General features: G+C 71.1%; 28 protein-coding genes and 1 tRNA gene. 16 read left to right on the forward strand and 13 right to left on the reverse strand.

The genetic code is table 11. From position 1 onward, the window contains the following. Positions 1-150: 150 nt before the first annotated feature. The 4 genes from AB0J76_RS02765 to AB0J76_RS02780 all read right to left on the reverse strand — a co-directional run bounded on the left by AB0J76_RS02765 (position 151) and on the right by AB0J76_RS02780 (position 4,591). Positions 151-840, reverse strand: a complete 690-nt coding sequence (locus AB0J76_RS02765; RefSeq protein WP_352319194.1) for a type II secretion system F family protein — start codon at positions 838-840, stop codon at positions 151-153. A gap of 37 nt (positions 841-877) precedes the next feature. After that, positions 878-2,041, reverse strand: a complete 1,164-nt coding sequence (locus AB0J76_RS02770; protein WP_352319196.1) for a TadA family conjugal transfer-associated ATPase — start codon at positions 2,039-2,041, stop codon at positions 878-880. Then, entirely contained in the window at positions 2,038-3,078 is a 1,041-nt protein-coding gene (gene ssd / locus AB0J76_RS02775; RefSeq protein WP_352319198.1) for a septum site-determining protein Ssd, read from the reverse strand. Before ssd ends, AB0J76_RS02770 begins: the two co-directional genes overlap by 4 nt. Before the next feature lie 733 nt (positions 3,079-3,811). Further along, positions 3,812-4,591 carry an oxidoreductase gene (locus AB0J76_RS02780; RefSeq protein WP_352319200.1) on the reverse strand — a complete coding sequence of 260 codons (780 nt, stop codon included), beginning with the start codon at positions 4,589-4,591 and terminating at the stop codon, positions 3,812-3,814. 460 nt (positions 4,592-5,051) lie between these two features. Between AB0J76_RS02780 and acs the strand changes: the two genes are divergently transcribed. The 4 genes from acs (at position 5,052) to AB0J76_RS02800 (ending at position 9,019) form a co-directional block, all read left to right on the forward strand. Then, on the forward strand, positions 5,052-7,025 hold the full coding sequence (acs, locus tag AB0J76_RS02785) for an acetate--CoA ligase (RefSeq protein ID WP_352319202.1): 1,974 nt from the start codon (positions 5,052-5,054) through the stop codon (positions 7,023-7,025). Positions 7,026-7,211: 186 nt separating this feature from the next. Then, positions 7,212-7,652: a phage holin family protein gene (locus tag AB0J76_RS02790; protein WP_352321392.1), complete on the forward strand. Its 441-nt coding sequence runs from the start codon at positions 7,212-7,214 to the stop codon at positions 7,650-7,652. Continuing rightward, positions 7,642-8,559, forward strand: coding sequence for an alpha/beta hydrolase (locus tag AB0J76_RS02795; RefSeq protein WP_352321390.1), 918 nt, complete (start codon positions 7,642-7,644; stop codon positions 8,557-8,559). The genes AB0J76_RS02790 and AB0J76_RS02795 overlap by 11 nt, the downstream gene beginning before the upstream one ends. Before the next feature lie 16 nt (positions 8,560-8,575). Next, positions 8,576-9,019: a DUF309 domain-containing protein gene (locus tag AB0J76_RS02800; protein ID WP_352321389.1), complete on the forward strand. Its 444-nt coding sequence runs from the start codon at positions 8,576-8,578 to the stop codon at positions 9,017-9,019. On the opposite strand, the gene AB0J76_RS02805 is transcribed toward AB0J76_RS02800, so the two are convergent. Then, entirely contained in the window at positions 9,016-10,206 is a 1,191-nt protein-coding gene (locus AB0J76_RS02805) for a MarP family serine protease (RefSeq protein ID WP_352321387.1), read from the reverse strand. The two genes, AB0J76_RS02800 and AB0J76_RS02805, sit on opposite strands and share 4 nt — an antisense overlap. A 103-nt stretch (positions 10,207-10,309) precedes the next feature. Here AB0J76_RS02805 and AB0J76_RS02810 point away from each other — a divergent pair, with 103 nt between their 5' ends. Beyond that, positions 10,310-10,801 carry a HEAT repeat domain-containing protein gene (locus AB0J76_RS02810; protein ID WP_352321385.1) on the forward strand — a complete coding sequence of 164 codons (492 nt, stop codon included), beginning with the start codon at positions 10,310-10,312 and terminating at the stop codon, positions 10,799-10,801. A 57-nt stretch (positions 10,802-10,858) separates the two neighbouring features. On the opposite strand, the gene AB0J76_RS02815 is transcribed toward AB0J76_RS02810, so the two are convergent. Further along, the gene (locus AB0J76_RS02815) at positions 10,859-11,524 is read right to left on the reverse strand and encodes a CoA pyrophosphatase (protein WP_352321383.1); all 666 of its coding nucleotides are present in this window, start codon (positions 11,522-11,524) and stop codon (positions 10,859-10,861) included. A 49-nt stretch (positions 11,525-11,573) separates the two neighbouring features. Continuing rightward, positions 11,574-12,296 (reverse strand): endonuclease III, encoded by a 723-nt coding sequence (gene nth, locus AB0J76_RS02820; protein ID WP_352321382.1) that lies wholly within the window; start codon positions 12,294-12,296, stop codon positions 11,574-11,576. Between the two features lie 76 nt (positions 12,297-12,372). On the opposite strand from nth, the gene AB0J76_RS02825 reads away from it, so the two are divergent. Together AB0J76_RS02825 and AB0J76_RS02830 are read left to right on the forward strand one after the other, a co-directional pair. Further along, positions 12,373-12,801 (forward strand): hypothetical protein, encoded by a 429-nt coding sequence (locus AB0J76_RS02825; protein ID WP_352321380.1) that lies wholly within the window; start codon positions 12,373-12,375, stop codon positions 12,799-12,801. Between the two features lie 133 nt (positions 12,802-12,934). Next, positions 12,935-13,615: a Crp/Fnr family transcriptional regulator gene (locus tag AB0J76_RS02830; RefSeq protein WP_352321378.1), complete on the forward strand. Its 681-nt coding sequence runs from the start codon at positions 12,935-12,937 to the stop codon at positions 13,613-13,615. Here AB0J76_RS02830 and AB0J76_RS02835 read toward each other — a convergent pair. Genes AB0J76_RS02835 through AB0J76_RS02850 form a run of 4 tightly spaced genes read right to left on the reverse strand, consistent with a single transcriptional unit; the run spans position 13,597 to position 15,860 of the window. After that, positions 13,597-14,385 (reverse strand): MBL fold metallo-hydrolase, encoded by a 789-nt coding sequence (locus AB0J76_RS02835; RefSeq protein ID WP_352321376.1) that lies wholly within the window; start codon positions 14,383-14,385, stop codon positions 13,597-13,599. The two genes, AB0J76_RS02830 and AB0J76_RS02835, sit on opposite strands and share 19 nt — an antisense overlap. Beyond that, a complete protein-coding gene (locus AB0J76_RS02840; protein WP_352321374.1) occupies positions 14,382-15,200 on the reverse strand; it encodes an NUDIX hydrolase in 819 nt (272 codons plus the stop codon). Before AB0J76_RS02840 ends, AB0J76_RS02835 begins: the two co-directional genes overlap by 4 nt. Before the next feature lie 49 nt (positions 15,201-15,249). Beyond that, a complete protein-coding gene (locus tag AB0J76_RS02845; protein WP_352321372.1) occupies positions 15,250-15,708 on the reverse strand; it encodes a RidA family protein in 459 nt (152 codons plus the stop codon). After that, the gene (locus AB0J76_RS02850; RefSeq protein WP_352321370.1) at positions 15,705-15,860 is read right to left on the reverse strand and encodes a hypothetical protein; all 156 of its coding nucleotides are present in this window, start codon (positions 15,858-15,860) and stop codon (positions 15,705-15,707) included. The genes AB0J76_RS02845 and AB0J76_RS02850 overlap by 4 nt, the downstream gene beginning before the upstream one ends. Before the next feature lie 131 nt (positions 15,861-15,991). Between AB0J76_RS02850 and AB0J76_RS02855 the strand changes: the two genes are divergently transcribed. Both AB0J76_RS02855 and AB0J76_RS02860 read left to right on the forward strand, forming a co-directional pair. After that, positions 15,992-16,996 carry an ArsA-related P-loop ATPase gene (locus AB0J76_RS02855; protein WP_352321368.1) on the forward strand — a complete coding sequence of 335 codons (1,005 nt, stop codon included), beginning with the start codon at positions 15,992-15,994 and terminating at the stop codon, positions 16,994-16,996. Next, positions 16,993-18,120 carry an ArsA family ATPase gene (locus AB0J76_RS02860; protein ID WP_352321366.1) on the forward strand — a complete coding sequence of 376 codons (1,128 nt, stop codon included), beginning with the start codon at positions 16,993-16,995 and terminating at the stop codon, positions 18,118-18,120. Before AB0J76_RS02855 ends, AB0J76_RS02860 begins: the two co-directional genes overlap by 4 nt. A gap of 53 nt (positions 18,121-18,173) precedes the next feature. Here the strand turns inward: AB0J76_RS02860 and AB0J76_RS02865 are convergent, their stop codons facing one another. Beyond that, positions 18,174-18,470 carry a WhiB family transcriptional regulator gene (locus AB0J76_RS02865; RefSeq protein ID WP_090771382.1) on the reverse strand — a complete coding sequence of 99 codons (297 nt, stop codon included), beginning with the start codon at positions 18,468-18,470 and terminating at the stop codon, positions 18,174-18,176. A gap of 244 nt (positions 18,471-18,714) precedes the next feature. Here AB0J76_RS02865 and AB0J76_RS02870 point away from each other — a divergent pair, with 244 nt between their 5' ends. Then, a complete protein-coding gene (locus AB0J76_RS02870) occupies positions 18,715-21,066 on the forward strand; it encodes a transglycosylase domain-containing protein (protein ID WP_352321364.1) in 2,352 nt (783 codons plus the stop codon). A 332-nt stretch (positions 21,067-21,398) separates the two neighbouring features. Here AB0J76_RS02870 and AB0J76_RS02875 read toward each other — a convergent pair whose 3' ends face one another. Beyond that, the gene (locus AB0J76_RS02875) at positions 21,399-21,854 is read right to left on the reverse strand and encodes a GatB/YqeY domain-containing protein (RefSeq protein ID WP_352321362.1); all 456 of its coding nucleotides are present in this window, start codon (positions 21,852-21,854) and stop codon (positions 21,399-21,401) included. A gap of 89 nt (positions 21,855-21,943) precedes the next feature. Between AB0J76_RS02875 and AB0J76_RS02880 the strand changes: the two genes are divergently transcribed. From AB0J76_RS02880 to AB0J76_RS02905, 6 genes are all read left to right on the forward strand, one after another. Then, positions 21,944-22,807 carry a metallophosphoesterase gene (locus AB0J76_RS02880; RefSeq protein WP_352321394.1) on the forward strand — a complete coding sequence of 288 codons (864 nt, stop codon included), beginning with the start codon at positions 21,944-21,946 and terminating at the stop codon, positions 22,805-22,807. A gap of 64 nt (positions 22,808-22,871) precedes the next feature. After that, a tRNA-Pro gene (locus tag AB0J76_RS02885) sits at positions 22,872-22,945 on the forward strand. Between the two features lie 333 nt (positions 22,946-23,278). Continuing rightward, on the forward strand, positions 23,279-23,395 hold the full coding sequence (locus tag AB0J76_RS02890; protein ID WP_352321360.1) for a TMEM175 family protein: 117 nt from the start codon (positions 23,279-23,281) through the stop codon (positions 23,393-23,395). A 29-nt stretch (positions 23,396-23,424) separates the two neighbouring features. Next, positions 23,425-23,877, forward strand: a complete 453-nt coding sequence (locus AB0J76_RS02895; RefSeq protein ID WP_352321358.1) for a TMEM175 family protein — start codon at positions 23,425-23,427, stop codon at positions 23,875-23,877. Positions 23,878-24,178: 301 nt separating this feature from the next. After that, the gene (locus AB0J76_RS02900) at positions 24,179-25,048 is read left to right on the forward strand and encodes a hypothetical protein (RefSeq protein ID WP_352321356.1); all 870 of its coding nucleotides are present in this window, start codon (positions 24,179-24,181) and stop codon (positions 25,046-25,048) included. Between the two features lie 36 nt (positions 25,049-25,084). Next, positions 25,085-25,633, forward strand: coding sequence for a hypothetical protein (locus tag AB0J76_RS02905; RefSeq protein ID WP_352321354.1), 549 nt, complete (start codon positions 25,085-25,087; stop codon positions 25,631-25,633). Positions 25,634-25,675: the final 42 nt, after the last annotated feature.

Raw genomic sequence — 25,675 nt, forward strand, 5'->3', positions numbered from 1 at the left:
TCCAGAGGTTCGGTTGGCAGAGATGAGGACGCCTCGCCGGAGTACCGGCTTACAGATCACGCCGGAGTAGCGGCCTACAGATCACGCAGAAGTGCCGGCCTACAGATCACGCAGGAGTACTGGCCTACAGGTGTCGAAGGCGTGGCGGGGTCAGGGTTGGGCTTTGGTGGCCATGCGGTGGGTCCACCACAGGCCGCAGGCGTCGAGGGCGGTGCCGGACAGGAGGCAGAGCAGGCCCGGCCAGGTGCCGAACAGGAAGCTCAGCGGATGCATGTCGAGCGCTCCCGCCATGAGCAGGCCGAGGACCGGCAGGCCCGCGAGCATCCGGGCCGTCGTGCGGGGGCCCGCCAGTTGGGCGGCGACGTCCTGGCGGTGGGTCTGGGCGGCGCGGAGCGTGCCGCCGACTCGTTCGACGAGGGCGGACATGCCGGCGCCCACGGTGAGGCTGACGTCCCAGCAGGCCGCGAGCCGGCGGAGGCCCTCGCCGCCCTGAGCCGGCGCCGCCGCCGTGAGGGCCGCGGAGACGTCGCCGCCGTCTCGCGCGGCGGCCAGGGCGGGGCGCAGGGCTTCCGGGTCGGGGAAGTCGACTGTCGTGATGGCCCGGGTCAGGGCTTCGCCGGGGGTGCGGCCCGCGGCGAGCTCGGCCGAGAGCGACTGGCACAGCTCTATGGAGGCCCGGCGCCAGGAGTCGGCGCGGCGGGCGGGACCGGGGCGGGTGAGGGTGGCCCGCAGCAGGTGTTGCCATGGGAGACGGCGATGGCGAGCGGTCAGGAGCGCGTGCAGGCGGCGGGCGGGCGTGGCGGGGCCGGTCCACAGCCAGATGGCGCAGGCTGTGGACAAGGCTGAGACGAGCGCGGCGGTCATCGCCCGGAGGCCTTCACGATGCCCTGCGCAGCAGGGATTCGTAGCCGGGGCCGGTGTGGGAGGAGCCGTTCGCGGCGAAGGTGAGGGCGGGGACCGATTCGACGAGGCCGGCCGGGGTTCTGGAGAGCAGGCAGATCTCGGCGACGCGCCTTCGGCCGTCGCTGCGGGTGCGGGTCAGGTGGACGACCACGTCGAGGGCCGCGGCCAGCTGGCTGTGCACGGCCTCCCTGGTCAGCCCAGCCGCGCAGCCGAGGGCTTCCAGGCGGGGCGGCACGTCGGCCGCGGCGTTGGCGTGCAGGGTGCCGCAGCCGCCCTCGTGGCCGGTGTTCAGGGCGGCGAGCAGGTCGACGACCTCCGCTCCCCTGACCTCGCCCACCACGAGACGGTCGGGACGCATGCGCAACGCCTGGCGCACCAGGTCGCGCAGGCCCACCCCGCCCGCTCCTTCGAGGTTGGCCGGGCGGGTCTCCAGACGGACCACGTGGGGGTGCAGAGGGCGCAGCTCGGCGGAGTCCTCCACCAGCAGGAGCCGTTCGGCCGGGTCGGCCTGGGACAGCAGGGCCGACAGGAGCGTGGTCTTGCCCGTGCCGGTGCCTCCGGTGACGAGGAAGGCGAGCCGGGCGTCGACCATCGCCGTCAGCACCGTGACGGCCGCCGGGGCGATCGTGCCGGCCGACACCAGGTCGGACAGGGTGAAGGTGCGGCGCGGCGGCAGACGCAGCGACACGCAGGTGCCACCGGACGCGATCGGCGGCAGTACGGCGTGCAGCCGGACGCCACCGGCCAGCCGCGCGTCGACGTAGGGGGACGCGTCGTCGAGCCGGCGACCGGCGGCGGCCGCGAGGCGCTGGGCCAGCCTGCGGACCGCCCCGTCGTCCGTGAAGGTGACGGAGGTGCGGCGCAGGCCGCCGCCGTCGTCGATCCACACCTCGCGTGGGCCGTTGACCAGGACGTCGGTGACGTCGGGGCGGGCCAGGAGCGGCTCCAGCGGGCCGGCGCCGATCAGGTCGGCGCACAGGGCGCGGGCCACCGCCAGGATCTCGGCGTCTCCGTAGACCGAGCGTTCGGCCCGGAGCGCCACGGCCACCTGGGCCGCCGTCGGCTCCACACCGGCGCGCGCCAGGCGGATGCGGACGGCCTCCACGAGCTCCGGCGAGACCTCCTCTGCGGCGCTCATGCCGGGAGCAGGTCGCGGAGGAGGACGGCGCAGAGGGCGCCGAGGACCGTGCGCGGGCCGAGCCCGGGCAGCTCGCCGCGGTTGAGGGTGGCGGTGAGCCTCGGGTGGTCGGGCAGGCGGGCGGCGACGGGGATGCCAAGGGACGCCGCGGCCGTCTCCTCGTCGAGGACGCCGGGACGGAGGACGGCCCGCACGTCGGAGGTGTGTTTGCGGAGCTCCCCCAGGACCTGGACGGTGGACAGGATGCCGCGCAGGTCTGCCGTGGTGACCGTCAGGGTCGTGGTCGCCCTGGTGAGGGCTTCCACGGCGGACGGGTCGAGATGGCGTGGCAGGTCGACGACGATCAGGTCGAAGCCGCGCCGGCCCGCTTCCAGGACCGAGCGCATGGCCTGGGACGGGATCGCGGCCACCGCGCCCCGGTGGAAGGACAGGACCGCGAGGTCGCCGAACGACGGGAGCGCCGCCCGCAGGGCGGTGGAGCTGATCCTTCCCTCCCTCGCCACGAGGTCGCCCCAGCGGGCGCCCGCCGCCTCCTCGTGGCCGAGCAGCGCGTCGATGCCGCCGCCCAGCGGGTCGGCGTCGACCAGCAGCGTACGGAGGCGGTCGCCCGAGGCGCGCAGGGCCAGGCAGGCGGCGACCACGCTCGCGCCCGCCCCGCCGTGGCCGCCGACGACGCAGGTCACCGCGCCGGACCGGGGTTCGGGCTCCATGGCGTCGGCGAGACGCTCCACGAGGTGGCGCTCGTCGCCGGGCAGGCGGACGACGCCCTGGGCGCCCACGGCCACGCATTTTCGCCAGGTGTCGGGGTCGTCGGGGACGCGGGTCACCAGGAGCACCTGGTCGCGGGCGGGCGGCGAGGTGGCGGAGAGCGCGTCGGCCTGGTCGGGGCCGACGGCGACCAGGGGGGCGAGGTTCCAGTAGGGGCGCGCGCCGGCGGGGGACTGGGCCACGTCGAGCTGGGCGCCGGCGGCGGCCGCGATGCGGACCAGGTCGTCGAGGAGGTCGTGGTCCTCGGTGATGACCAGGGGGCGGTGCACGGGGTCCTCCTCTTGCGGGGGCGTGGGAGGCCAACCCTGCCGGTGAGGAGGGACGTCGCGAGAGGGCGAACGGGATTCTGTGGACGGCGGCGCCGAGGCACGTGCCGCCTGTGGACAACCGGTGAGCCCGAGACGACCTGGGGCGGAAAAAGGGCGACCCCCGCCGGGGGGGAGAGCGGGGGTCGCCTGATCGGTCCGGCTCCGGGGGGGTAGAGCCGGTCCCGTTTCAGAAGAAAGCTTTCATCACTTCACCGGAGCATGGCAAGAGACTTGCAAAGCAATCCCTCACTCAGTCGCTCCAGTTTCGGGCGATACCACCGTATGCTGCCCGATCCACTCGAGTTTCGTCGAGCAGTAATCTGGCATTTTCGCCAAGTTTTTTCGCCACCCCATAACGATCGCATAAAGGCGATCACTGTCCGTAATCGTCACAGGTAGGTAACGGGTTGGCGTTCGCGGGCGCCGCAACGGAACCCTCCCGACCGCCCCAGGGCCCGGTAAAGGTCTTGTGCCAAGGGGTTCCCATCAGGGGGGATCCGACGTAGAAAGGTGTTACGGACCACTTGTCCGGGTGCATCAGCCGGGCACCCACGTGCGACCAGCCGCGGGAGGCGCGTCGTGACGGGCTTGACCCGCTCCGACGAATTGAGGTGCACGCTTGGTAACCCGGTGTGATGCACCGGCAGACGGCGTCTCGCACGAGACGCCGTCAGCTATGTGACCAGCCCGTCCGTCAGCCCCGCTGCATCGCTTCGCAGATCGCGGTCGTCTCCCGCACCCCCAGGCTTACCGCCGAGGCACAGTGTTGTACCCACTGACCGACGCCCTCGGGGGTGCCGGTCAGGTACGCCCGCAGCGCCTCCGCGTACGGCAGCTCCAGGTGCCCGATCTCCACGACGACCAGCGACTTCGGGTCGAGCCCGTACTCGACCAGGGTCAGCCGCTCCGCCGAGCGGGCCACGACGCCGTCGCACGTACCGAACGGACGCAGCACCGCCAGCTCGGCGTGCACCACGGCGGCCAGCACGATCGCCGGGGCCTTGCCCGCCCCTTCCAGCAGCCGGAGCAGGGCCTCCATCCGCGTCGCGGTCTCCGCGGCCCCCGGCGCGGGGCCGAGCCCGAGCGGGTCGGGGGCGGAGTCGTCCGTACGGGGACGTCCCAGGTCGGGCTGGTCGGCGAGTCCCGCGGCGGCGACGGTGTGCAGGCGGGCCAGCACCTGCCTCGGCGCCTTCCGCCAGGTGGCGCCGAGCCGGCCCATCTCCGCGGACGCCCGCAGCGCCCCCTGGACCAGCGGGTCGTGCACCTCGTCGCGGCGCAGCGCGTCCAGCGGAACGTCGGCGCCCTCGATCGCGGCCGAGGCCCGCGCGCCGCGCAGGGACGACTCGGTGGACACCGCCGGGCTCGCCCGGCGCAGGACGCGATGCCGATAGAGCCTGTCGACGGCCTGCCGGGCCTCGTCAACCGCCTCGGACACGCCTGGGAACCGCGCGATGACGGCCAATGGGTCACTCACGGAAACCGACCTTACCGGCGGGTACACCGTGCCCCACCATGGGCCACACCACCGCCGCGAAAGGCATCACGCCATGCCCCGCCACGGGCCACACCACCGCCGCAAATGGCACCACACCATGCCCTGCCCTGGGTCACACCGCCGCCGCAAAAGGCATCACGTCATGCCCGCCCGAGACCACGGCCACCGCCATATGAGGCGCCACGCCGCCCCTCGCCATGGACCGGACCGCCGCCGGATTAGGCGCTACGGCACCCCCCGCTTTTTCCCGCCACGCCGAACCGCATATTCTCCTGATTTCAGGATGACAACAGTTCAATTGCGTTTGTCATGCGAGCTGATAATCGTGCGGCCACCCACGCGAATCGGTACAGACCTGTCTAGACCTCTTGTGTGGGGAGGCCGTGAGCTGGTGAAGTGGGACCCGACCTATCCCACCTGGCCATAGAAGGAGCACGAAGTGGCCCCGGAGACCCCTGGCAACGAGACCCAGGCGCTGTCCAACCTGCTGCAGGAGAACCGCCGGTTCGCACCACCGGCTGAGCTGGCCGCGGCCGCGAACGTGACCGCCGCCGCCTACGCCGAGGCCGACGCCGACCGTCTCGCCTTCTGGGAGCGCGCGGCCGAGCGGCTGACCTGGGCCAGGCGGTGGGACACGACGCTGGAGTGGAACGCGCCGTTCGCCAAGTGGTTCGTCGGCGGCGAGCTCAACGTCGCCTACAACTGCGTCGACCGGCACGTCGAGGAGGGACGCGGCGACAAGGTCGCCTACCACTGGGAGGGCGAGCCCGAGGGCGACAGCCGCACGCTCACCTACAACGACCTCAAGACCGAGGTCAGCAAGGCCGCCAACGCCCTGCAGGAGCTCGGCGTGGGCAAGGGCGACCGGGTGGCCATCTACATGCCGATGATCCCCGAGCTGCCGATCGCGATGCTGGCCTGCGCCCGCATCGGCGCGATCCACTCGGTGGTGTTCGGCGGCTTCTCCGCCGGCGCGCTCAAGAGCCGCATCGACGACGCCGACGCCAAGCTCGTGATCACGGCCGACGGCGGCTACCGCCGCGGCAAGCCGAGCGCGCTCAAGCCCACCGTGGACGAGGCCGTCGCCGAGTGCCCCCAGGTGGAGAACGTGCTCGTCGTACGGCGTACCGGCCAGGACGTCGCGGTGGGCGAGAAGGACGTGTGGTGGCACGACCTGGTCGAGCGCCAGAGCGACCAGCACGCCGCCGAGCCCCACGACGCCGAGGACCCGCTGTACATCCTCTACACCAGCGGCACCACCGGTAAGCCCAAGGGCATCCTGCACACGACCGGCGGCTACCTCACCCAGACCGCCTATACGCACCACGCGGTCTTCGACCTCAAGCCCGAGACCGACATCTACTGGTGCACGGCCGACATCGGCTGGGTCACCGGCCATTCCTACATCGTCTACGGCCCCCTCGCCAACGGCGCGACCAGCGTCATCTACGAGGGCACCCCGGACACCCCGCACCGCGGCCGGTTCTGGGAGATCGTGCAGAAGTACAAGGTCACGATCCTCTACACCGCCCCCACGGCGATCCGGACGTTCATGAAGTGGGGCGACGACATCCCCGCCAAGTTCGACATGTCCAGCCTGCGCGTCCTGGGCTCGGTCGGCGAGCCGATCAACCCCGAGGCCTACGTCTGGTACCGGGAGAACATCGGCCACGACCGCTGCCCGGTCGTGGACACCTGGTGGCAGACGGAGACCGGCGCGATCATGATCAGCCCGCTGCCGGGCGTCACCTCGGCCAAGCCGGGCGCGGCGATGCGGCCGCTGCCGGGCATCAACGCCGACGTGGTCGACGACCAGGGCAACAGCGTGCCCAACGGCGGCGGCGGCTTCCTCGTGGTGCGCGAGCCGTGGCCCTCCATGCTGCGCACGATCTGGGGCGACGACCAGCGCTACATCGACACGTACTGGTCGCGTTTCGAGGGCATGTACTTCCCCGGCGACGGCGCGAAGAAGGACGAGGACGGCGACCTGTGGCTGCTCGGCCGCGTCGACGACGTCATGCTCGTCTCCGGCCACAACATCTCCACCACCGAGGTGGAGAGCGCGCTGGTGAGCCACCCCAAGGTCGCCGAGGCGGCCGTGGTCGGCGCCACCGACCCGGTGACCGGCCAGGCCATCGTGTCGTTCGTGATCCTGCGCGGCAGCGTGGAGGAGAGCGACGACATCGCCGCCGAGCTGCGCGACCACGTGGCCAAGACGCTGGGCCCGATCGCCAAGCCGCGGCAGATCTTGGTTGTCCCCGAGCTGCCGAAGACCCGCTCCGGCAAGATCATGCGTCGTCTCCTGCGCGACGTGGCCGAGAACCGCAGCATCGGCGACGTCACCACGCTGGCCGACAGCACGGTGATGAACCTCATCTCCGAGAAGCTGCCCGCGGCCAAGTCCGAGGACTGATCAGGCCGCAGGACAGCTGAGGCGCATGCCCGAACCGGGCATGCGCCTCAGCTGTCTCCACCGGACGGCGTTATCGTGGGCGATCGGGTAGTTCTGTGAGTAGCAGCGTCCTCGGCGTGTTCGGTGGCGCCCAGCCGTCAGTACGGGATGTTTGACACGGCCACCAGGCCTCGATAGGAGACGTTCATGCCGCAGACTCCCGAGGAAGAATCCCTGGGCTCGCTGGTCGCCCAGGCCAGCAGCCATATCTCCGACCTCGTCCGCTCCGAGATCGAGCTGGCCAAGGCCGAGTTCAAGTTCGACGCCAAGCGGGTGGGCATGGCCGCGGGCCTGTTCGCCGCCGCCGCGTTCATGGCGCACCTGTGCCTGATCCTGGCCTCGTTCACCATCGCGTACGTGCTCGCCCAGTGGCTGCCCAACTGGCTGGCCTTCCTCATCGTGACCGTCTTCTACCTGGTGGCCGCGGGCCTGCTGGTGCTGGTCGGCGTACGCCGGCTGAAGGGCCTGGCCGGGATGAAGCGCACCGCCAGGTCGATCAAGGGCCTCAAGGAGATCGCGACGCCGGAGGAGCAGCCGCTTCCCGTGCCCAGTCCCGAGGGCCAGCCGGTGAGTCGTGATGGCACCTGACGAGTCGGTCGTCCAGATCGACGGCCCGTGGACACACCGGGCCGTGCACGCCGGCGGCACCCGCTTCCACGTCGTGGAGGCCGGCGAGGGGCCGCTGGTCCTGCTGCTGCACGGGTTCCCGCAGTTCTGGTGGACCTGGCGCAACCAGCTCACCTCCCTCGCCCGGGCCGGTTTCCGGGCGGTCGCCGCCGATCTGCGCGGCTACGGCGGCAGCGACAAGCCGCCGCGCGGCTACGATCTGCCCACCCTGGCCGCCGACGCGACCGGCCTGATCCGCGCGCTGGGCGAGACCGGCGCGGTCGTCGTCGGGCACGGCTGGGGCGGCCTGCTGGCCTGGACGATGGCCGTGCTCGACCCCAAGTGCGTGCGCCGGCTGGTGGCGGTCTCGGCGCCGCACCCGCTGCGGCTGCGCAACGCGCTGATGACCGACCCCGCCCAGTTCAAGGCCGGCCGGCACGCGCTCGGCTACCAGCTCCCGCTGCTGCCCGAACGCCGGCTCACCCGGCACGACGCCGCCCTGGTCGGCCGCATCCTGACGAGCTGGTCGGCGCCCGGCTGGCCCGACGCCGAGACCGCGCGCACCTACCGGGAGGCGTTCCGGATCCCCGCCGTGGCCCACTCGGCGCTGGAGTACCACCGCTGGTTCGGCCGTTCCCAGCTGCGGCCGGACGGCCGCCGCTACGCCCGGGTCATGCGTACCGAGATCGAGGCGCCGACGCTGCACCTGCACGGCGCGCTCGACCCGTGCGTGCTGCCCCGCACCGCCCAGGGCTCCAGCCGGTACGTCGCCGCCCCCTACCGCTGGCGGCTGTTCGAGGGCGCCGGCCATTTCCCCCACGAAGAGATCCCCGACGTGTTCGACACCGAGCTGCTCGGCTGGCTGGCCGACCCCGAGCCCGACCGATGAGGAAGCCCCGCGAGCGATGAGAGACCGCGACCCCCAGGGCAAGCCGCGCAACGCCAGGCCACGCGACGCGTACGGCAGGCCGCTCCCCTACGGCTCGCCCGGCGTCGACCGGGTCCCCGACGACTACGCCCCCACCACCGAACAGGCGCTCGCCGACGCGCGGCGTTTCCTGGCCGAAGGGCTGCCGTTCAACGCCCACGAGGTCTTCGAGGGCCGCTGGAAGTGCGCGCCCGAGGAGGAGCGCGAGTTGTGGCAGGGGCTCGCGCAGATCTGCGTCGGCCTGACGCACCTCCAGCGCGGCAACTGCCGCGGCGCGGTCACCCTGTTCAGCCGCGGCGCGGCCAGGGCGCAGGCGTACGGCGGCGACTACGACGCCGTCGGCAGGGCGGCCACCGGCCTGACCCAGGACAGCGACCCCGCCGAGGCGATCGCCCTGATCCTGGGCGAGCTGCCCGGTTAGTCGCACTCCTGGGTGCTGGCCGCGGAGGTGTCGTTCCGGCCCTGGCCGGCGTCGGGCGCGACCTCCTCGGCGGTCAGCACGTAACCGGTGTCCTTCTCGCTGACCGCGGCGGCGAAGATCACGCCGTAGACGCGGCCGTCGACGGTGAGCAGCGGGCCGCCGGAGTTGCCCGGCAGCACCTTGCCGCGGATCGCGTAGACCTTCCGCCGGACGTTGCTGCCGTGGTAGATGTCGGGGCCCTCGGCGTCGAGGCGGCCGCCGATGCGGGCCGGCTCGGCGGTGAAGCCCTTGCCCCTGGGGAAGCCGGCGATGATCGCGTTGGCGCCGCGCTTGCCGTCGGCCTCGAAGCTGAGCTGCGGCAGGTCGAGGCCGGGCACGTAGAGGATCGCGATGTCGCGCTGGGGGTTGTAGCGCACGACCTTGGCCGGGTGGCGCACGTTCTTGTAGTCGATGACCTCGAGATCGCGGGTGACGCCGGCGACGACGTGCGCGTTGGTCATGATCCGGTCGTCGGCGTAGACGAAGCCGGTGCCCTCGATGTGCTTGTTGCAGCTCTCGGCGTTGCCCTGGACCTTGACGATGGCCCGCTGGGCCCGGCCCAGCTTGGCGCCCTGCAGGATGCTCTGCGCTGGCGGCGGCACGTCGATCAGGGTGTCGGCGCCGATCGCGTCGAAGACGGGCGGGAACTCCGACCTGTCGACGAACTTCTTGAACGGCTGCTGCCAGTTGCGCGCGGCCTGCGGGATCGCGTCGTCGACGGTGGTCAGCAGCGCGGAGTTCTTGACCTGGTCGACCAGCGGGGTGAACGTCGTCGAGACGATCAGCGACCCGATCAGCCAGGCGATCACCAGCACGGACAGCGCGCTGGCGAACGTGCCGCCCACCGCGTCGGCCATCTTGGCCGGCTCCCACGTCACGTGGCTGCGCACGACCGCGCCGACCGTGGAGGAGGCGAACTGGCCGATCGTGGCGGCCAGGAAGACGATCACGATCGCGAGCAGCGCCTGCGGGGTGTCGCCGTCGACGACGGCCTTGGCGATCGGCGGAGCGATGAAGATGCCGAGCACGGCGCCGCCCACGAACCCCACGAAGCTCATCGCGCCGATGATGAAGCCCTGTCGGTAGCCGGATACGCCGAAGGCGATCACGAGGCCGATCAATATGAGGTCAAGCAGATCACCGCGCACGCTTCAAAGGTAGCCAGCGATACGGTCAAGTGTGCACGTCTTCCGCCAGGACGGCGTCACCCGCCTGGCTATCTTGAGCGGTATGCCGCCGGCCGAGGGAACAGTGCGCGATCTCATCCAGGCAGCTCTCAGCGACACCGATCCGGACGGCCCGCTGCGCTGGCACGTGATCTGCCAGCTGCGCCAGCGGGCCGACCTGGAGTCGTTCATCGAGGCACGCCGCCTGTGCGCTGCGGACAACGTGGCCGAGCGCCTGCTCGGGGTGGACATCATGGGCATGCTGCGGCCGTTCGTGGACCGTACGCTGCCGGTGCTGCGCTACCTGGCCGCCAGCGAGGACGACGCCATGGTCCTGTACTCCGTGCTGATCGCCTTCGGCCACCTGGCCGACCCCCGCTCGCTGCCTTCGGTGATCGACCTGGCCTGTCACGGCGACGCCCGGGTGCGGTACGGGGCCGCGTACGCGCTGCAGCACGTGCTCGGCGACCCGCCCGACCGGGCCGGCCTGGAGATGCTGCGCACCCTGGCCGCCGACGACGACGCCGACGTGGCCGACTGGGCCTCGCTGGGCGTCTCGCTCAGGGCCCCGGAGTGACCTCGGCCCGGCGTCCCGCGTCAGGGCGCCGGAGCGACCCTGGCCCGGCGTCCTGCGTCAGGGGGCCGGAGTGGTGCGCTCGCGCAGGCCGAGCCGCACGACCTCGGCCGGCAGGTCCTCCAGCCGCGCCTGGTCCCAGGGACGTTCGAGGCCGCCCTCGCGCAGCACGGCGTCGAGCACCATGGCGGTGAACCCCCACACCAGCATGCCCCGCACGTGGAAGGCCGGGCCGGCGAGCCCGCTGGGATGCCGCAACATGACCCGGTTGCCCGGATCGACCAGTTCGGCGATCGGCACCCGCTCCACGGACTCCACCTCGTCCGGCGAGGCCGCGTGCACGGCGGACGGCGTGTGCCACCAGCCGAACACCGGGGTGACCCGGTTGTCGCTGTGATCGAGGTAGAGCTCGGGCATCGTGCCGAGGACGCGGACGCCGCGGGGATCGACGCCGGTCTCCTCCTCCGCCTCGCGCAGGGCCGCGCCGACCGGGCCGCCGTCGCCGGGATCGACGCCGCCGCCGGGGAAGGCGGGCTGGCCCGCGTGCCTGCGCCCGCGTGAGCTGCGCTGGATGAGCAGCACGTCGGGGCCGAGCGGGCCCTCGCCGAACAACATCAGCACCGCGGCCGGGCGCCCGCCGTCGGCCGGGGGACGCAGGTATCGGGGGACCGTGATGCGCGCGGCCTGCGCCGCCAGCCGTTCGAGCCAGTCGGGCACTTCTGTCACGCCAACCTCCAACACGGCACGGCCTCGATCACTTCCCGCGGCTCGGGGATCAGGAGAAGGGACCGGGCCTGACCAGCTTCTCGGCCTCCGCCTCGCCGGTGGGCCCGGTGCCGAAGGAGGGGCACAGGTTCGCCAGCGGGCACACGCCGCAGGCCGGACGGCGGGCGTGGCAGATGCGGCGGCCGTGCCAGATCACCCGGTGGGAGAAGATCGTCCACTCGCGCCGGGGCAGCAGCTCGGCCACGATGTGCTCGATCTTGACGGGGTCGGTCTCCTCGGTCCAGCCGAAGCGGCGCACGAGCCGCTGGAAGTGCGTGTCGACGGTCAGCCCCGGCACGCCGAACGCGTTGCCGAGCACCACGTTCGCGGTCTTGCGGCCCACGCCGGGCAGGGTGACCAGGTCTTTGAGCCGGCCGGGCACCTCGCCGCGGTAACGCTCGCACACGGCCTGGGCCATGCCGATGATGCTGTTGGTCTTCGCGCGGAAGAAGCCGGTCGAGCGGATGATGTCTTCCATCTCGGCGCGGTCGGCGGCGGCGTAGTCCTCGACGGTGGGGTATTTGGCGAACAGGGTGGGGGTCACCATGTTCACCCGCTTGTCGGTGCACTGGGCCGACAGGATGGTGGCGACCAGGAGCTCCAGCGGGTTGCGGAAGTCGAGCTCACAGTGGGCGTCGGGGTAGGTCTCGGCGAGGATGCGGTTCATCTTGCGTGCCCGCCGTACCAGGGCGAGCTGGGTCTCCGGCTTGCGCCCCGCCGCGTTCGTGGCCATGCCGCAAGACTATGGGAACGGTTGAACCTTCTACGCCGCGTTCGCGTACAACCTGGCGGCTTGGAGGGCGGCGACCATGGGCGATCGGCACAAGGGCGAGTCACTGACCGAGTTCGTCCGCGCGGGCGGGCCGTTGCGCGGCGCGGCGCTGCACCGGCTGGCGCTGGGCAGCGCGGCGGCGATGGCGAGGATGCACGCCCACGGCGTGACCGGCCTGCGGCTCACCCCGGACAACGTCGCGCTCGGCACGCGCGGCCAGGTGCTGGTGGGCGTGCAGGGCTCGCCCGGCCGCGGCGGCCCGGCCGCCGACGTGCGGGACTGGGCCGAGCTGGTGAGGTTCGCGAGCGGGTCCGGCGCGCTGCCGCAGCCGCTGCGCGGCGTCGTCGAGCGGTGCCGCCGTCCGGAGCCGGCCGGCCGCCCTTCGGCGGCCCATGTCGTACGCGTCCTGCTGGGCCACACGATGGCGACGGCGGTCGCCTCCGTGGACGACCTCCTGCGGAAGTAAGCAGGTCACCCGATTTGTTCATACACTTCAGTGCGCCACACAACAGGGCAATACCGGGCTAACCCGGGCATTCCCATAGCCTGTGTGTGCCGCCTGGAGTGGGGTGAGTCACAATGGCAGCAGAGGAGGCAGAGTGAACACCGAAGATGTGCTGGGCAAGGCCCCCCTGTTCGCCGCGCTCGACCGCGAGAGCGCCGCGGCGCTGCGGACGAGCATCACCGAGGTCCAGCTGTCCAAGGGACAGACCCTCTTCCACGAGAACGAGACCGGCGACCGGCTCTACGTCGTGCTCGAAGGCAAGATCAAACTTTCCCGCACGTCGCCCGACGGCCGCGAGAACCTGCTGAGCGTGCTCGGCCCGAGCGAGATGTTCGGCGAGCTGTCGCTGTTCGACCCGCGTCCGCGCACCGCCACGGCGACGGCGCTGACCGACGTGCGCCTGGCCGGTCTGGGCCACGACGACCTGCGCCCGTGGCTGACCGGCCGCCCCGAGGTGGCGCTGCACCTGCTGCGCGCGCTGGCCCAGCGGCTGCGCCGCACCAACGACGTGCTGGCCGACCTGGTCTTCACCGACGTGCCCGGCCGGGTCGCCAAGCAGCTCCTCGACCTGGCCGAGCGGTTCGGCGCCAAGACCGACGACGGCATGCGCGTGCACCACGACCTCACCCAGGAGGAGCTGGCCCAGCTCGTCGGGGCCTCGCGCGAGACGGTGAACAAGGCCCTGGCCGACTTCGCCCAGCGCGGCTGGCTGCGCATCGAGGCCAAGGCCGTGGTCATCCTCGACATGGACCGGCTCTACAACCGTTCCAGGTAGTCGAGCTGGGCCCGCACGGAGACCTCCGCGGCGGGCCAGAGCGACCTGTCGACGTCGGCGTACACGATCTCGACGACCTCCCGCGGCGTGCGCGCGCCCTGCGCCTGCGCCGCCCTGATCTGGTCGAGCCGCTGCCGCCGGTGGGCGATGTAGCCGTCGAGGGCCGCGATCGGGTCGGGCAGCACCGGGCCGTGGCCGGGCAGCAGCGCCCGCGCCCCCAGGCCCTCGGCCGCCGCCCGCAGCCGGTCGAGGCTGCGCAGGTAGTCGCCGAGGCCGCCGTCCTGGGCGATGATCGTGGTGCCCCGGCCGAGGACGGTGTCGCCGGTCAGCATGGCCCGATCCTGGGCCAGCCAGAAGCACAGCGAGTCGAACGAGTGGCCGGGCGTGGCGTGGACGTGCAGCTCCAGGCCGTCGACCGTGATCACGTCGCCGTCGCCGAGCCCTTCGTCGCCGAGCCGGTGGCGCGGGTCGAGGGCGCGTACGGGGGCGTCGACCAGCTCGGCGAACCGCTTGGCGCCGCCGCTGTGGTCGGCGTGGCCGTGCGTGAGCAGGATCTGGGTGACCCGCCGCTCGCCCAGATGGTCGCGTACGCGCAGCAGGTGCGCCTCGTCGTCGGGCCCGGGATCGACCACGACCGCGTCGCGGGTGCCGATGACCCAGGTGTTGGTGCCGTCGAGCGTCATGGCGGACGGGTTGGGCGCCAGCAGGTTCTCGGCGTGCTCGGTACGGGAGCCGTCGGGCGTGCCGAGCGGGATGTGCAGGCCGCTCACGGCGTCATCAACCTCATCTCCCCCTCGACCTCCACGGCCGCCGGCAGGATCGCGGTGATCCGCCGCTCCTCGGCCAGCACGGACGTCACGCTGTCGTGCCCGGCCAGCTCGGTGAGCGTGTGCGAGGTGGGCGGCATCAGGAAGATCTCGCCCGCGCGCCACAGCTCGATCGCCTCGGCCGGCCGCCGCCATACCACATGGTCGGCCTCGCCCCCGACGTCGCGCGTGCGCTGCCCCTCGGGCAGCACCGCCACGAAGAACCGGGTGTCGAACCTGCGCTGCTCGATCTCCGGCGTGATCCAGTGGGCCCACGGCTTGAGCAGGTCGGACCGCAGCACCAGGCCCCGCTTGGCCAGGAAGTCGGCGAAGGCCAGGCTCCGGTCGATCAGCGCCAGCCGGTCGGCCTCCCAGTCGTCGCCCGTGGTGTCCTCGACCACGCTGTCCGGCCCCGGGCCCGCCAGCAGCACCCCGGACTCCTCGAACGTCTCCCGCACGGCCGCGCACACCAGCCCGCGCGCCACGTTCTCACTGGCGTGGAAGACCTCTCCCCACTCCTTGGGGGACGGCCCGGCCCAGGCCACCGCCTGGTCGGTGTCGCGTGGATCGACGGAGCCGCCGGGGAAGACGTAGGCGCCCGCCGCGAAGGCCATCGTGGACTTCCGCCGGAGCAGGTAGACCTCGGGCCCGCCGCGCGGGCCCGAGCCGCGCAGGATCACCACCGTGGCGGCGTCGCGCGCCGGGACGGGGGCGAGCCGCCCGGCGATGATCTCTCTGGCTCGCGCGGCGAGCTCGTCGGGAAGGGGAAGACCGGCCACCTGACCTCCTACTAGAACATCACTCGGTCATGGTGACACATCCTGATGGTCAGGAGACCTCCGCGATCAGCTCCACTTCCACGGGGGCGTCCAGCGGCAGCGCGGCCACGCCCACGGCGCTGCGGGCGTGCTTGCCCGCCTCGCCGAACACCTCGGCCAGGAAGTCGCTGGCGCCGTTGGCCACCTGCGGCTGCTCGGTGAAGCTCGGCGCGCTGGCCACGAAGACCACGACCTTGACGATCCGCCGCACCCGGGACAGCTCGCCCAGCTCGGCCTTCAGCGCGGCCAGCGCGTTGAGCACGCAGATGCGCGCCTGCGCCTTCCCCTCGTCGACGCCGAGGTCGACGCCGAGCTTGCCGGTCTGGTGCAGCTTGCCCTCCAGCATGGGCACCTGGCCGGAGGTGTAGACCAGGTCACCGGTACGGGCGGTCGGCACGTACGCGGCCAGCGGCGTCACCGGCTGGGGCAGCTCGTACCCGAGCTCGGCGATCCGCTCCTCGGGGGTCATGCCTTCTCCCGCTTGAAGTAGGCGACGAGCTGCTCGGGCGAGGCGCCCTGGACGATCTGGACGAGCTCCCAGCCGTCGGACCCGAAGTTGTCGAGGATCATCTTCGTGTTGTGGATCAGCACCGGAGCGGTGAGGTACTCCCATTTCTTCATGGCATGACGATCTCATGGAAAGCCGCTTCCCGGCCTGTCACCCCACCCATACGGGAGGCGGTGACCACAATGTGAGCAATCAAACGGTGGCCGTCGGGTTTCGACAAGTAACCGTTCGGTAGCCTCGAAACGTGGACTTCCCGGACACGGATTGGGGCGACGTGCGGCTGCACGTCGTCACCGGCAAGGGCGGCACCGGCAAGACGACCGTCGCCGCCGCCCTCGCCCTCGCACTGGCCGCGGGCGGGCGCAAGGTGCTGCTCGTCGAGGTGGAGGGCAGGCAGGGCATCGCCCAGATCTTCGACCTGCCGCCGCTGCCCTACGAGGAGCGCAAGATCGCCGTCGCGCCCTCCGGCGGCGACGTGTACGCGCTGGCCATCGATCCCGAAGAGGCCATGCTCGAATACATGGAGATGTTCTACGGCATGCGCAGGGCCGGGCGCGCGCTGACCAAGATGGGCATCGTCGACTTCGCCACCACCGTGGCCCCCGGGTTCCGCGACGTCCTGGTCACCGGCAAGACGACCGAGGCCGTGCGCAGGCGGGGCAAGAACGGCCGCCGGGTCTACGACGCCGTCGTCCTCGACGCGCCGCCCACCGGCCGCATCACGCGCTTCCTGAACGTCACCCAGGAGGTCGCCGGCCTGGCCAAGGTCGGACCGATCAAGAACCACTCGGAACTCGTGAACGGCGTCGTGAAGTCCAGGGAGACGATGGTGCACTTCGTCACCCTCCTGGAGGAGATGCCGGTGCAGGAGACCCTCGACGGGGTCGCCGAATTGCGCTCGGCCGGGCTCCCCGCAGGTTGCGTTTTCATCAACATGGTCCGTGAATCACTGCTTCCACAGGCCGCTCTTGACATGGCTGTCAAGGGCCGATTCGACGTGGGCGAGCTGGCGCTCGGGCTCAAGGCGGCCGGTCTCGCCGACACCTCCGACGCCGCCGCGATGGCCGAGGCGCTCGCCGAGGAGGTCGTCGAGCACGCCCGCCGCACCGAGCTGGAGCACGCCGAGCGCGAGTCGCTGGCCGAGGCCGGCCTGCCGCGCGTCGAGCTGCCGCTGCTGGCCGACGGCGTCGACCTGGCCGGCCTGTACGAGCTGGCCGAGATCCTCCGCACCCACCGGGGAGCCGCGTGAAGAAGCCCATCCCCCTCGACGTCGACGCGATCCTCGACGACAAGGGCACCCGGATCATCGTCTGCTGCGGCTCCGGCGGCGTCGGCAAGACCACGACCGCCGCGGCCCTCGGCCTGCGCGCCGCCGAACGCGGCCGGTGCGCGGTGGTGCTGACCGTCGACCCGGCGCGCCGCCTGGCCCAGTCGATGGGCCTGACCGAGCTGGACAACACCCCGCGCCTGGTCAGCTCGCCCGAGGGCGGCGGCCAGCTCTTCGCCATGATGCTCGACATGAAGCGCACGTTCGACGAGATCATCGAGGCGCACGCCGACCCGGAACGGGCCCGCCAGATCCTGTCGAACCCCTTCTACCAGTCGCTGTCCTCCAGTTTCTCGGGCACGCAGGAGTACATGGCGATGGAGAAGCTCGGCCAGCTCCGCCGCTCCGACGAGTGGGACCTGATCATCGTGGACACGCCGCCCTCGCGGTCGGCGCTGGACTTCCTCGACGCGCCCGAGCGGCTCGGCCGCTTCCTCGACGGACGGTTCATCCGGCTGCTCACCGCTCCCGCCAAGGCGGGCGGACGCAGCGCGTTCCGGCTGCTCAACGCCGGGTTCGGGTTGATGGCCGGGGCGATGACCAAGCTGCTCGGCGCGCAGGTGATCAAGGACCTGCAGACGTTCGTGTCCGCGCTGGACGCCGTGTTCGGCGGGTTCAGGCAGCGGGCCGAGATGACGTACAAGCTGTTGCAGGCGCCGGGCACGGCCTTCCTCGTGGTGGCCGCGCCGGAGCGCGACGCGATGAGGGAGGCGTCGTACTTCGTGGAACGGCTCGCCGAGGAGCGCATGCCCCTCGCCGGGCTCGTGGTGAACCGGGTGCACGTGTCGCCCGGCTCGGCGCTCTCGGCGGCACGCAGCGCCGCCGCGGCCGAGGACCTGGAGTCGAGGGGCGAACACGAGTTGACGGCCGCTGTGCTGCGGCTGCACACCGGCCGGATGCAACTCGCCACTCGCGAGAGCCGCGAGCAGGAGCATTTCGTCTCGGCGCATCCCACGGTGCCCGTGGCACAGGTACGTGCGATGTCCGGAGATGTCCACGACCTAGCCGGCTTGCGGCAGATCGGGAACCTGTTGGCGAGCGCGTAGGGAAAGCACGGCCGACGGGCGGCGCCGGCCGTGCTTTCCCGCCGCGGGCCCGATCAGCCCGCGATCAGCTCATTGGTCCGTTCGTACTCTTCCTTCGCGGACTCGAGCAGGTCGCGCCACGAGTCCACGTCGGGCCGGCGCCTGAGCAGCGCGCGGCGTTCGCGTTCGGTCATACCGCCCCACACCCCGAACTCGATGCGGTTGTCCAGCGCATCGGCGAGGCATTCGGTACGGACCGGGCATCCTCGACAGATCAGCTTCGCCCTGTTCTGTGCGGCGCCCTGGACGAACAGCGCGTCCGGGTCCGCACCCTTACAGGCGGCACGGGAGGTCCAATCCGTGATCCACATTTTTCGACCCCACTCCCCTTAGGTGGTCAGTCGTCATTTGGGGCCGACGGGCGCGGGCGCCGAGCCTCCGTATTCAGTTGCCGCAGAGGATGAACGTACGCAACTTCACGTTCGGGCCGACAGACCCCAGAGGACCAATTTCTCGCCGGACTGTTGACCGGGAATGACTAGTCACCCCTCCCAGTCAAGGCGAAATGGTGTCGTGTTACCGATAAGGACAGTGTTTCGACGTACCCTTGGGAGCGTGCAAGCGAAGCGCAAAGACCGCTCCCACCCGCTCGTCAGCGTCCTGCGTCTGATCATCGCCGGGACGGCGGCGGGTGTGCTGGCGGCGGCGGTGGCGCTGCCGGCGGTGGGCGGGGCGGGCGTGTCGGCCAAGACCGCCATGGACGGCCTCGAACTCAAGCCCCAGGAACTCGACGAACCCCCGCTGCCCGAACGCACGAAGCTGGTCGACGCCAACGGCAAGCAGATCGCCCAGTTCTACTACGAGAACCGGCAGTCCGTGACCCTCGACAAGGTCGCGCCCATCATGCAGACCGCGCTGATCGCGATCGAGGACTTCCGCTTCTTCGAGCACGGCCCGATCGACGTCGAGGGCACCGCCCGCGCCCTGGTGAAGAACCTCACCGGCGGCGGCGTCATGCAGGGCGGCTCCTCGATCACCCAGCAGTACGTCAAGCAGGTGCTGGTCAACAAGGCCGAGACGCCGGAGGAGCAGCAGGCGGCCATCGCCCCGACGATGTCCCGCAAGCTCCAGGAGCTGCGGTACGCCATGGCGATCGAGCGCAAGTACAGCAAGCAGCAGATCCTGGAGAAGTACCTCAACATCGCCTACTTCGGCGCGGGCGCGCACGGCATCCAGGCCGCGGCCAGGCGTTTCTTCGACAAGCCCGCCTCCGAGCTGGACCTGTCGGAGGCCGCCACGCTGGCCGGCGCCGTCCAGAACCCGGCCCGCACCGACCCCAACGTCGGCCCCGAGTCGCGCGAGCGGCTGCTGCTGCGCCGCAACACCGTGCTCGACCGGATGGCCGAGATCCACAAGATCACGCAGGCGGAGGCCGACGCGGCCAAGGCCGAGAAGCTCGGCTACAAGGACGTCAAGTTCCCCGGCGGCTGCGAGGCCAGCAAGTTCCCGTACTTCTGCCTCTACGTCCAGTACGAGATCCTCAACAACGACGACTTCGGCAAGAACCAGGACGAGCGCAGGAAGCTGCTCCAGCGCGGCGGCATGACGATCAAGACCACGCTCGACCCCAAGATGCAGAAGGCCGCCGAGAAGGCCATCAAGAAGTACGTCAGCCCCAAGGACAAGCCCGTGGCCGCGCAGGCCATGGTCGTGCCCGGCACCGGCGAGATCAAGGCGATGGCGGCCTCGCGCAAGTTCGGCGGCAGCAAGAAGAAGAACGAGATGAGCTACAACGTCGTCGCCGACGCCGCGCACGGCGGCGGGCGCGGCTTGCAGCAGGGCTCGACGGCCAAGGCGTACACGCTGGCCGCCGCCCTGGAGGAGGGCCTGAAGTACGGCGACGGCTTCCCCGCGCCGGCCGGGTTCACCGCGAGCGGCTACAACTCCTTCAAGGACTGCAAGGGCGAGAACGTCGGCGACCCCTCGCACACCGCGCACAACTCCAGCGAGGGCGGCGGCGGTTTCAAGACCCTGCAGACCGGCACGTGGGGCTCGGTGAACACGTTCTTCCTCAAGCTGGAGCAGGAGGTCGGGCTCTGCAAGGTCGTCAAGCTCGCCAAGCGCCTCGGCGTCAAGCGGGCCGACGGCGGCAAGCTGCGCGAGGTCGAGACGTTCACGCTGGGCGTCAACGAGGTCGACCCCGTCACGATCGCCAACTCCTACGCCGTGTTCGCCTCGCGCGGCCAGTACTGCCAGCCGCTGGCCATCACCGAGATCAAGGACAGGAACGGCGCCGCCAAGCAGTACAAGCCGAAGTGTTCGCAGGTCATGGAGGAGGAGGTCGCCGACGCGGTCAGCGGCATCCTGTCGGGCGTGTTCACCAAGGGCACGATGAGCGGCGTGGGCGGCATCGGACGTGACGCGGCCGGCAAGACCGGAACGACCGACGACTACATGTCCGCCTGGTTCGCCGGTTACACCCCGAACCTGTCCTCGGCCGTGAGCCTCGGCGACCCGCGCGGCGCCTCCACCCACAAGCTGATCGGGGTCACGATCGGGGGGCAGTACTTCCCGTACGTGTACGGCGCCTCCATCTCCGGGCCCATCTGGAAGCAGGCGATGATGCAGGCGCTCAAGGGGGTGGAGCCGGCGAAGTTCACGCCGGTGGACCACTCGCGGTTCGGCGGCTGCTCCGACAAGTGCGCGCCGAAGCCCAAGAAGAAGAAGCGCGGCGACGAGGGGCCCGGGGACGGCGACCCGTTCGACAACTTCTTCGGCGACCACAACGACCGTGGCGACGGCGGCGGGGACGGGCGCGGGCCTGGCGACTGGCAGCGGCCGGGCAACGGGTTCGGCGGCGGGCTGGGCGGCGGCCCGGGAGTCGGCGGGCTCGGCGGGCTCGGCGATGGGCTCGGCGGGCGGGCCGACACCGGGCTCACCGCCCCGGCGGCCCGAACCCGCCGCTGAGAGGCGCTGGGCGGCCCCGAACAGCCTTTGCCGCCGGATTGCCCTTCCATGGCCGCCCAGCCCCTCCTGCAACGCCTCCAGAGGCTTCCCAGGGACGGCCCTCAACAGCCGCCCCTGGCCACCTCCCACAACACCTCTCAGACCGACACCGCCGCGGGGCCACGACACCGCCCGGTGAACCGGCACCGCCACTCCCTCGGACCGCCGCCGCCATGTAGGACCGCCGCAGTCACGTCCCAAGGGCGGCGTCCCACGCGAAGGCGTCCCACGCGAAGGCGTCCCACGCGAAGGCGGCGCGAGGGTGGCGGTCGGTGGGTGAAGTGGTGCCGGGGTCAGGCGGTGAGGCGGGCGCGGACGGCGGCGGCGACGCGGCCGCCTTCGGCCCTGCCCGCGACCTTGGGGTTGACCACCTTCATGACCTGCCCCATGGCCTGCGGCCCCGACGCGCCGGTCTCGGCCACGGCCGCGTCGACGATCTGGGCCAGCTCCTCGTCGGAGAGCTGCGCCGGCAGGTACTCCTCCAGCACCGCCTGCTCGTCCAGCTCGGCCTGGGCCTGCTCGGTGCGTCCGGCGTTCTGGAACGCCTCGGCGGCCTCGCGCCGCTTCTTGGCCTCCTTGGTCAGCACCTTGATGACCTCGTCATCGCTGAGCTCCCTGGCCGCCTTGCCCGCCACCTCCTCGACGTTCACGGCCGCCAGAGCCATGCGAATCGTCCGGAGACGGACTTCGTCCCGGCTCTTCATCGAGGCCGTGAGATCGGCCTTCAGCTTGTCCTTCATTGCGCTCATGCGGTCCATCTTGCCGTCTGCCGGGACGGCTCGTGCCCGTTGTCAGGCATCATGAGTACGTGAGGAAAGCCGTCGCAGTGCCCCTGTCCATGATCGGTCTCGGCCTGGCCGGGCTGGGCTACGCCTCCGTCGTGGAGCGCAACTGGTTCCGCCTGCGCCGCTTCGACGTGCCGGTGCTGGAGCGCGGGCGGCGTCCCGTACGCGTGCTGCACCTGTCCGACCTGCACCTGACCCCCAGGCGCACGATGCTCATCAACTGGGTGCGCTCCCTGGGCGCCCTGGAACCCGACCTGGTGGTCAACACCGGCGACTCGATCGCCCACCCCGAAGCGGTCCCCGCGCTCCTGCACGCCCTGGAGCCGCTGCTGTCCCGTCCCGGCCTGTTCGTCTACGGGTCCAACGACCTCTACGCCCCGCAGCCGAAGAACCCGGCCCGCTACCTCTGGCGTACCTCGAAGAACGACCGCCGCCAGCACATCCCCAACCTCCCGTGGGAGGAACTGGGCGCCGGCATGGCCGCCGAGGGCTGGCTGGACATGAACAACACCACCGCCCGCGTCAAGATCGGCGACCTCGACGTCGCGGTGGCGGGCATCCACGACTCCCACATCTCCCGCGACCGCTACGACCTGGTCGCCGGCCCGGCCCCCGCCGACGCCGACCTCCGCCTCGGCGTCATGCACTCCCCCGAGCCGCGCAACATGACCCGCTTCGCCGAGGACGGCTACCAGCTCCTGCTCGCCGGCCACACCCACGGCGGCCAGCTCTGCGTCCCGTTCTACGGCGCCCTGGTCACCAACTGCGGCATCGACCGTGCCCGCGTGAAGGGCCTGAGCCGGCACGAGAACGCCTGGCTGCACGTGTCCGCCGGCCTCGGCACCTCGCCGTACGCACCGGCCCGTTTCGCGTGTTTCCCGGAGGCGACGTTGCTCACGCTGGTTCCGCGGCGCTGAGGCGGTCACGAGTACCCGCGAAGTCCGCTAGACTTTCTCAAGCACGCGCAAGACGGGCGTGCACCGGGGTGTAGCGCAGCTTGGCAGCGCGCTTCGTTCGGGACGAAGAGGTCGTGGGTTCAAATCCCGCCACCCCGACACAGTTTGACCAGGTAGAGGGCTTGATCCGCTTAGCGGGTCGAGCCCTTTTCCGTTTCCGGAAGCCGAGGGGAGCCATCTCACTCGGACTCAACCTGTCGGAGCAGCGCTGCGGTCCCCTTGCTTGACCGCGCCGCGCGGACGGCCGAATCGGAGCACTACAGAGGTTGGGTTGAGGTTCTTCGGTGTGCTGACGGGGTTGAGCCTCGCCGTGCCACTGGGACGTAACGGTGCATCGAGGCCCGGCTAGCAGTGGAAATGCGGCGAACTGCCCGTCGTCGGGCGACTTGGTTCGCTCGCTACGATACGCGGCGTGAGTGATGACTCTTCGTGATGAGCACCGGGCGCCTGGAGGCGTTCAGCGACGGCGTTTTCGCCATCGCGATCACGCTGCTGGTGCTTGAGATCCGGCTGCCCGAGGGCTGGAAGAGGACCTCGGGGGTGCGCTGATCCGCCTGTGGCCGTCCTACCTCGCCTACATGGTGACGTTCCTGCTGGTGGGGATGATCTGGATGAACCACCATCGGATGTTCCACTTCATCCGCCGGACCGACGGCCCGCTGCTGGCCCTCAACGTGCTCCTCCTGATGGATGTCGCCTTCTTGCCGTTTCCCACGCACGTGCTGGCCGAGGCGCTGCACGCCGACCACGGCACCCAGATGGCCGCCGTCTTCTACGGAATCGTGCTGGTGATCGGCGGCATCTTCTACAACGCCGTGTGGTGGTACGCCTCGTCGGGACACCGCCACCTCGGCGGGCACATCACTCCGGCCGAGGCGCGCTCGTTGCGATTCCGCTGGGGCATGGGGCCGGTGCTCTATCTCGTCGCGACCGTCATCGGCGCGTTCAGCGCGATTGGCGCGCTCGTGTTCTACGTGTTGCTGCTCGTCTTCTACATGTTCGACATGCGTCCCAGGCGACAGGCTGCGTAGCGCCCCACGGAACGTGAGGCGAACACGAGCAGGCCACCGTCGACGGGCGACGGGGGTGTTACCGTTGCGCACGCTGGTGCGGGAGGGAGGCGGGGCAGGGCGATCAGATTTGTCCGGGGTGGCGGATGGGGGTGCCGGACAATTCTCCGGCGGCCGAGACTGAGGGTCGTGAGAGCGCCGGCTAGTGGCGCGGCGCTCGCCGCGCAGCCCGCGTCCGGGCGGCTTCTCGCGCATCCCCTTCCTCCAGAAAGGCCGCCGCCATGCCTCGAAGAATCCCGCGCCCCGCGGCGCGGCCGGGCCGATGAGTCCGTCCTCGCGGTGGCGGCGGTGGCTGGCCTTCGCGGGCGTGCTGGCCACGGTCGCCGCCGGCTCGGGAGCCGCGGTCCCGACGCCGGCGCTCACCGCTTCTCGTGATCCCACGCCGCGGGACGAGGCACTCTTGCACGACGCGGAGGAGCTCCTCATCCAGCGATGCATGCGGCAAGGAGGTTTCGCCTACTGGGTCGTCGAGTACGCGCCGCCCCCCGCGTTCCCCTACGTCGTGGACGACGTGAACGCGGCCGGCGCCCGCGGCTACGACACCGGCGGAACGCGTGGCGGATCACCCCACCCCAACCAGGTGCACGGGATGAGCCTCCCGCCGGAGCGGCGGCACGCCTGGCTCCTCGCCATCCACGGCAGCCTGACGGACGAGCAGTTCGAGGCGAATCTGCCGTCGGGCGGACGCGTACGTCACAGCTCGCGCGGCTGCACGTCCCAGGCCCAGCAGCAGCTCTACGGCGACGCCCGGACGTGGTTCCGCGTCAAGGAGATCAGGACGAGCCTGCGCGCGGTCCGGTACGAGGCCGTCAGCGGCGATCCGGCCTTCGCCACGGCCATGGCCGGATGGGCGGCCTGCATGCGCGGGCAGGGGCAGGCGTTCGCATCCCCCGTGGAGATCCGGGTCGCCCTCGACAACAGCCGCCAGAACGGGACGGAGGCCCGGTGGCGCCGGACCGCCGTCGCCGAGGCCACCTGCGCCCTGCGGACGGGCTTCGCCGCCACGGCGCGCCGCCTGGACCGGCACTACGAGCAGCGCATCCGCGCCCGATACCGCGAGGAGCTGGCGACCTGGCGCCGCCTGGCGCTCTCCGCGCTTCCGCGAGCCCGAACCGTCACCGAGTCCCTCTGAGTTCCCGCCTTCTGTCGAACGCGAGAAAGGATCACCATGCGCACCATCATCTCCGTGGCCGCGGGGCTGGCCGTCGCCGGCCTGGCCGCCGTCCTGCCGGCCGGCCAGGCCGTGGCCGACGACACCGCGCCCGCCGCGTCCACCTCGTCCACCTCGTCCCCCTCGTCCCCCTCGTCCGGCGCTCCCGCCGACGGCACGGCGGAGAACACGGTCACGCCCGCGGACCTCCTGATCCCTGACGGGTTCTTCTACGCGGCCGAGCATCCGAACGGGCTGGGCAAGTACTGCAGGTGGCTCCTCTACGACACCTCCTGGGCCGACTGCCTGAACGGCGAGAACCAGACCATCAGCATGGAGAACCAGGCTTCCCAGATGTTCAACAACGGGTTCCCGGGCGGTTACAGCGTCGTCAAGCTCTACTGGGGCCGCAACTACACCGGCGCCTGGCGCTGCCTGGCGAGCGGCAACCACTGGGACAACCTCTCGCTGGGACGCGAGACCTTCAACGGCGGCGCCGGCCTGTCCGGTTACGGGCAGTCCCTCAACGACAACGTCGCCTCGCACAAGTGGGTCGACGCCTGCTAGGACGTTCGCGAAGGACCCGCCGGTCCATCGAGCCGGAGAGCT

It is taken from the genome of Nonomuraea sp. NPDC049624 (genome assembly GCF_040675255.1).
In the GTDB taxonomy this organism is placed as follows: domain Bacteria; phylum Actinomycetota; class Actinomycetes; order Streptosporangiales; family Streptosporangiaceae; genus Nonomuraea.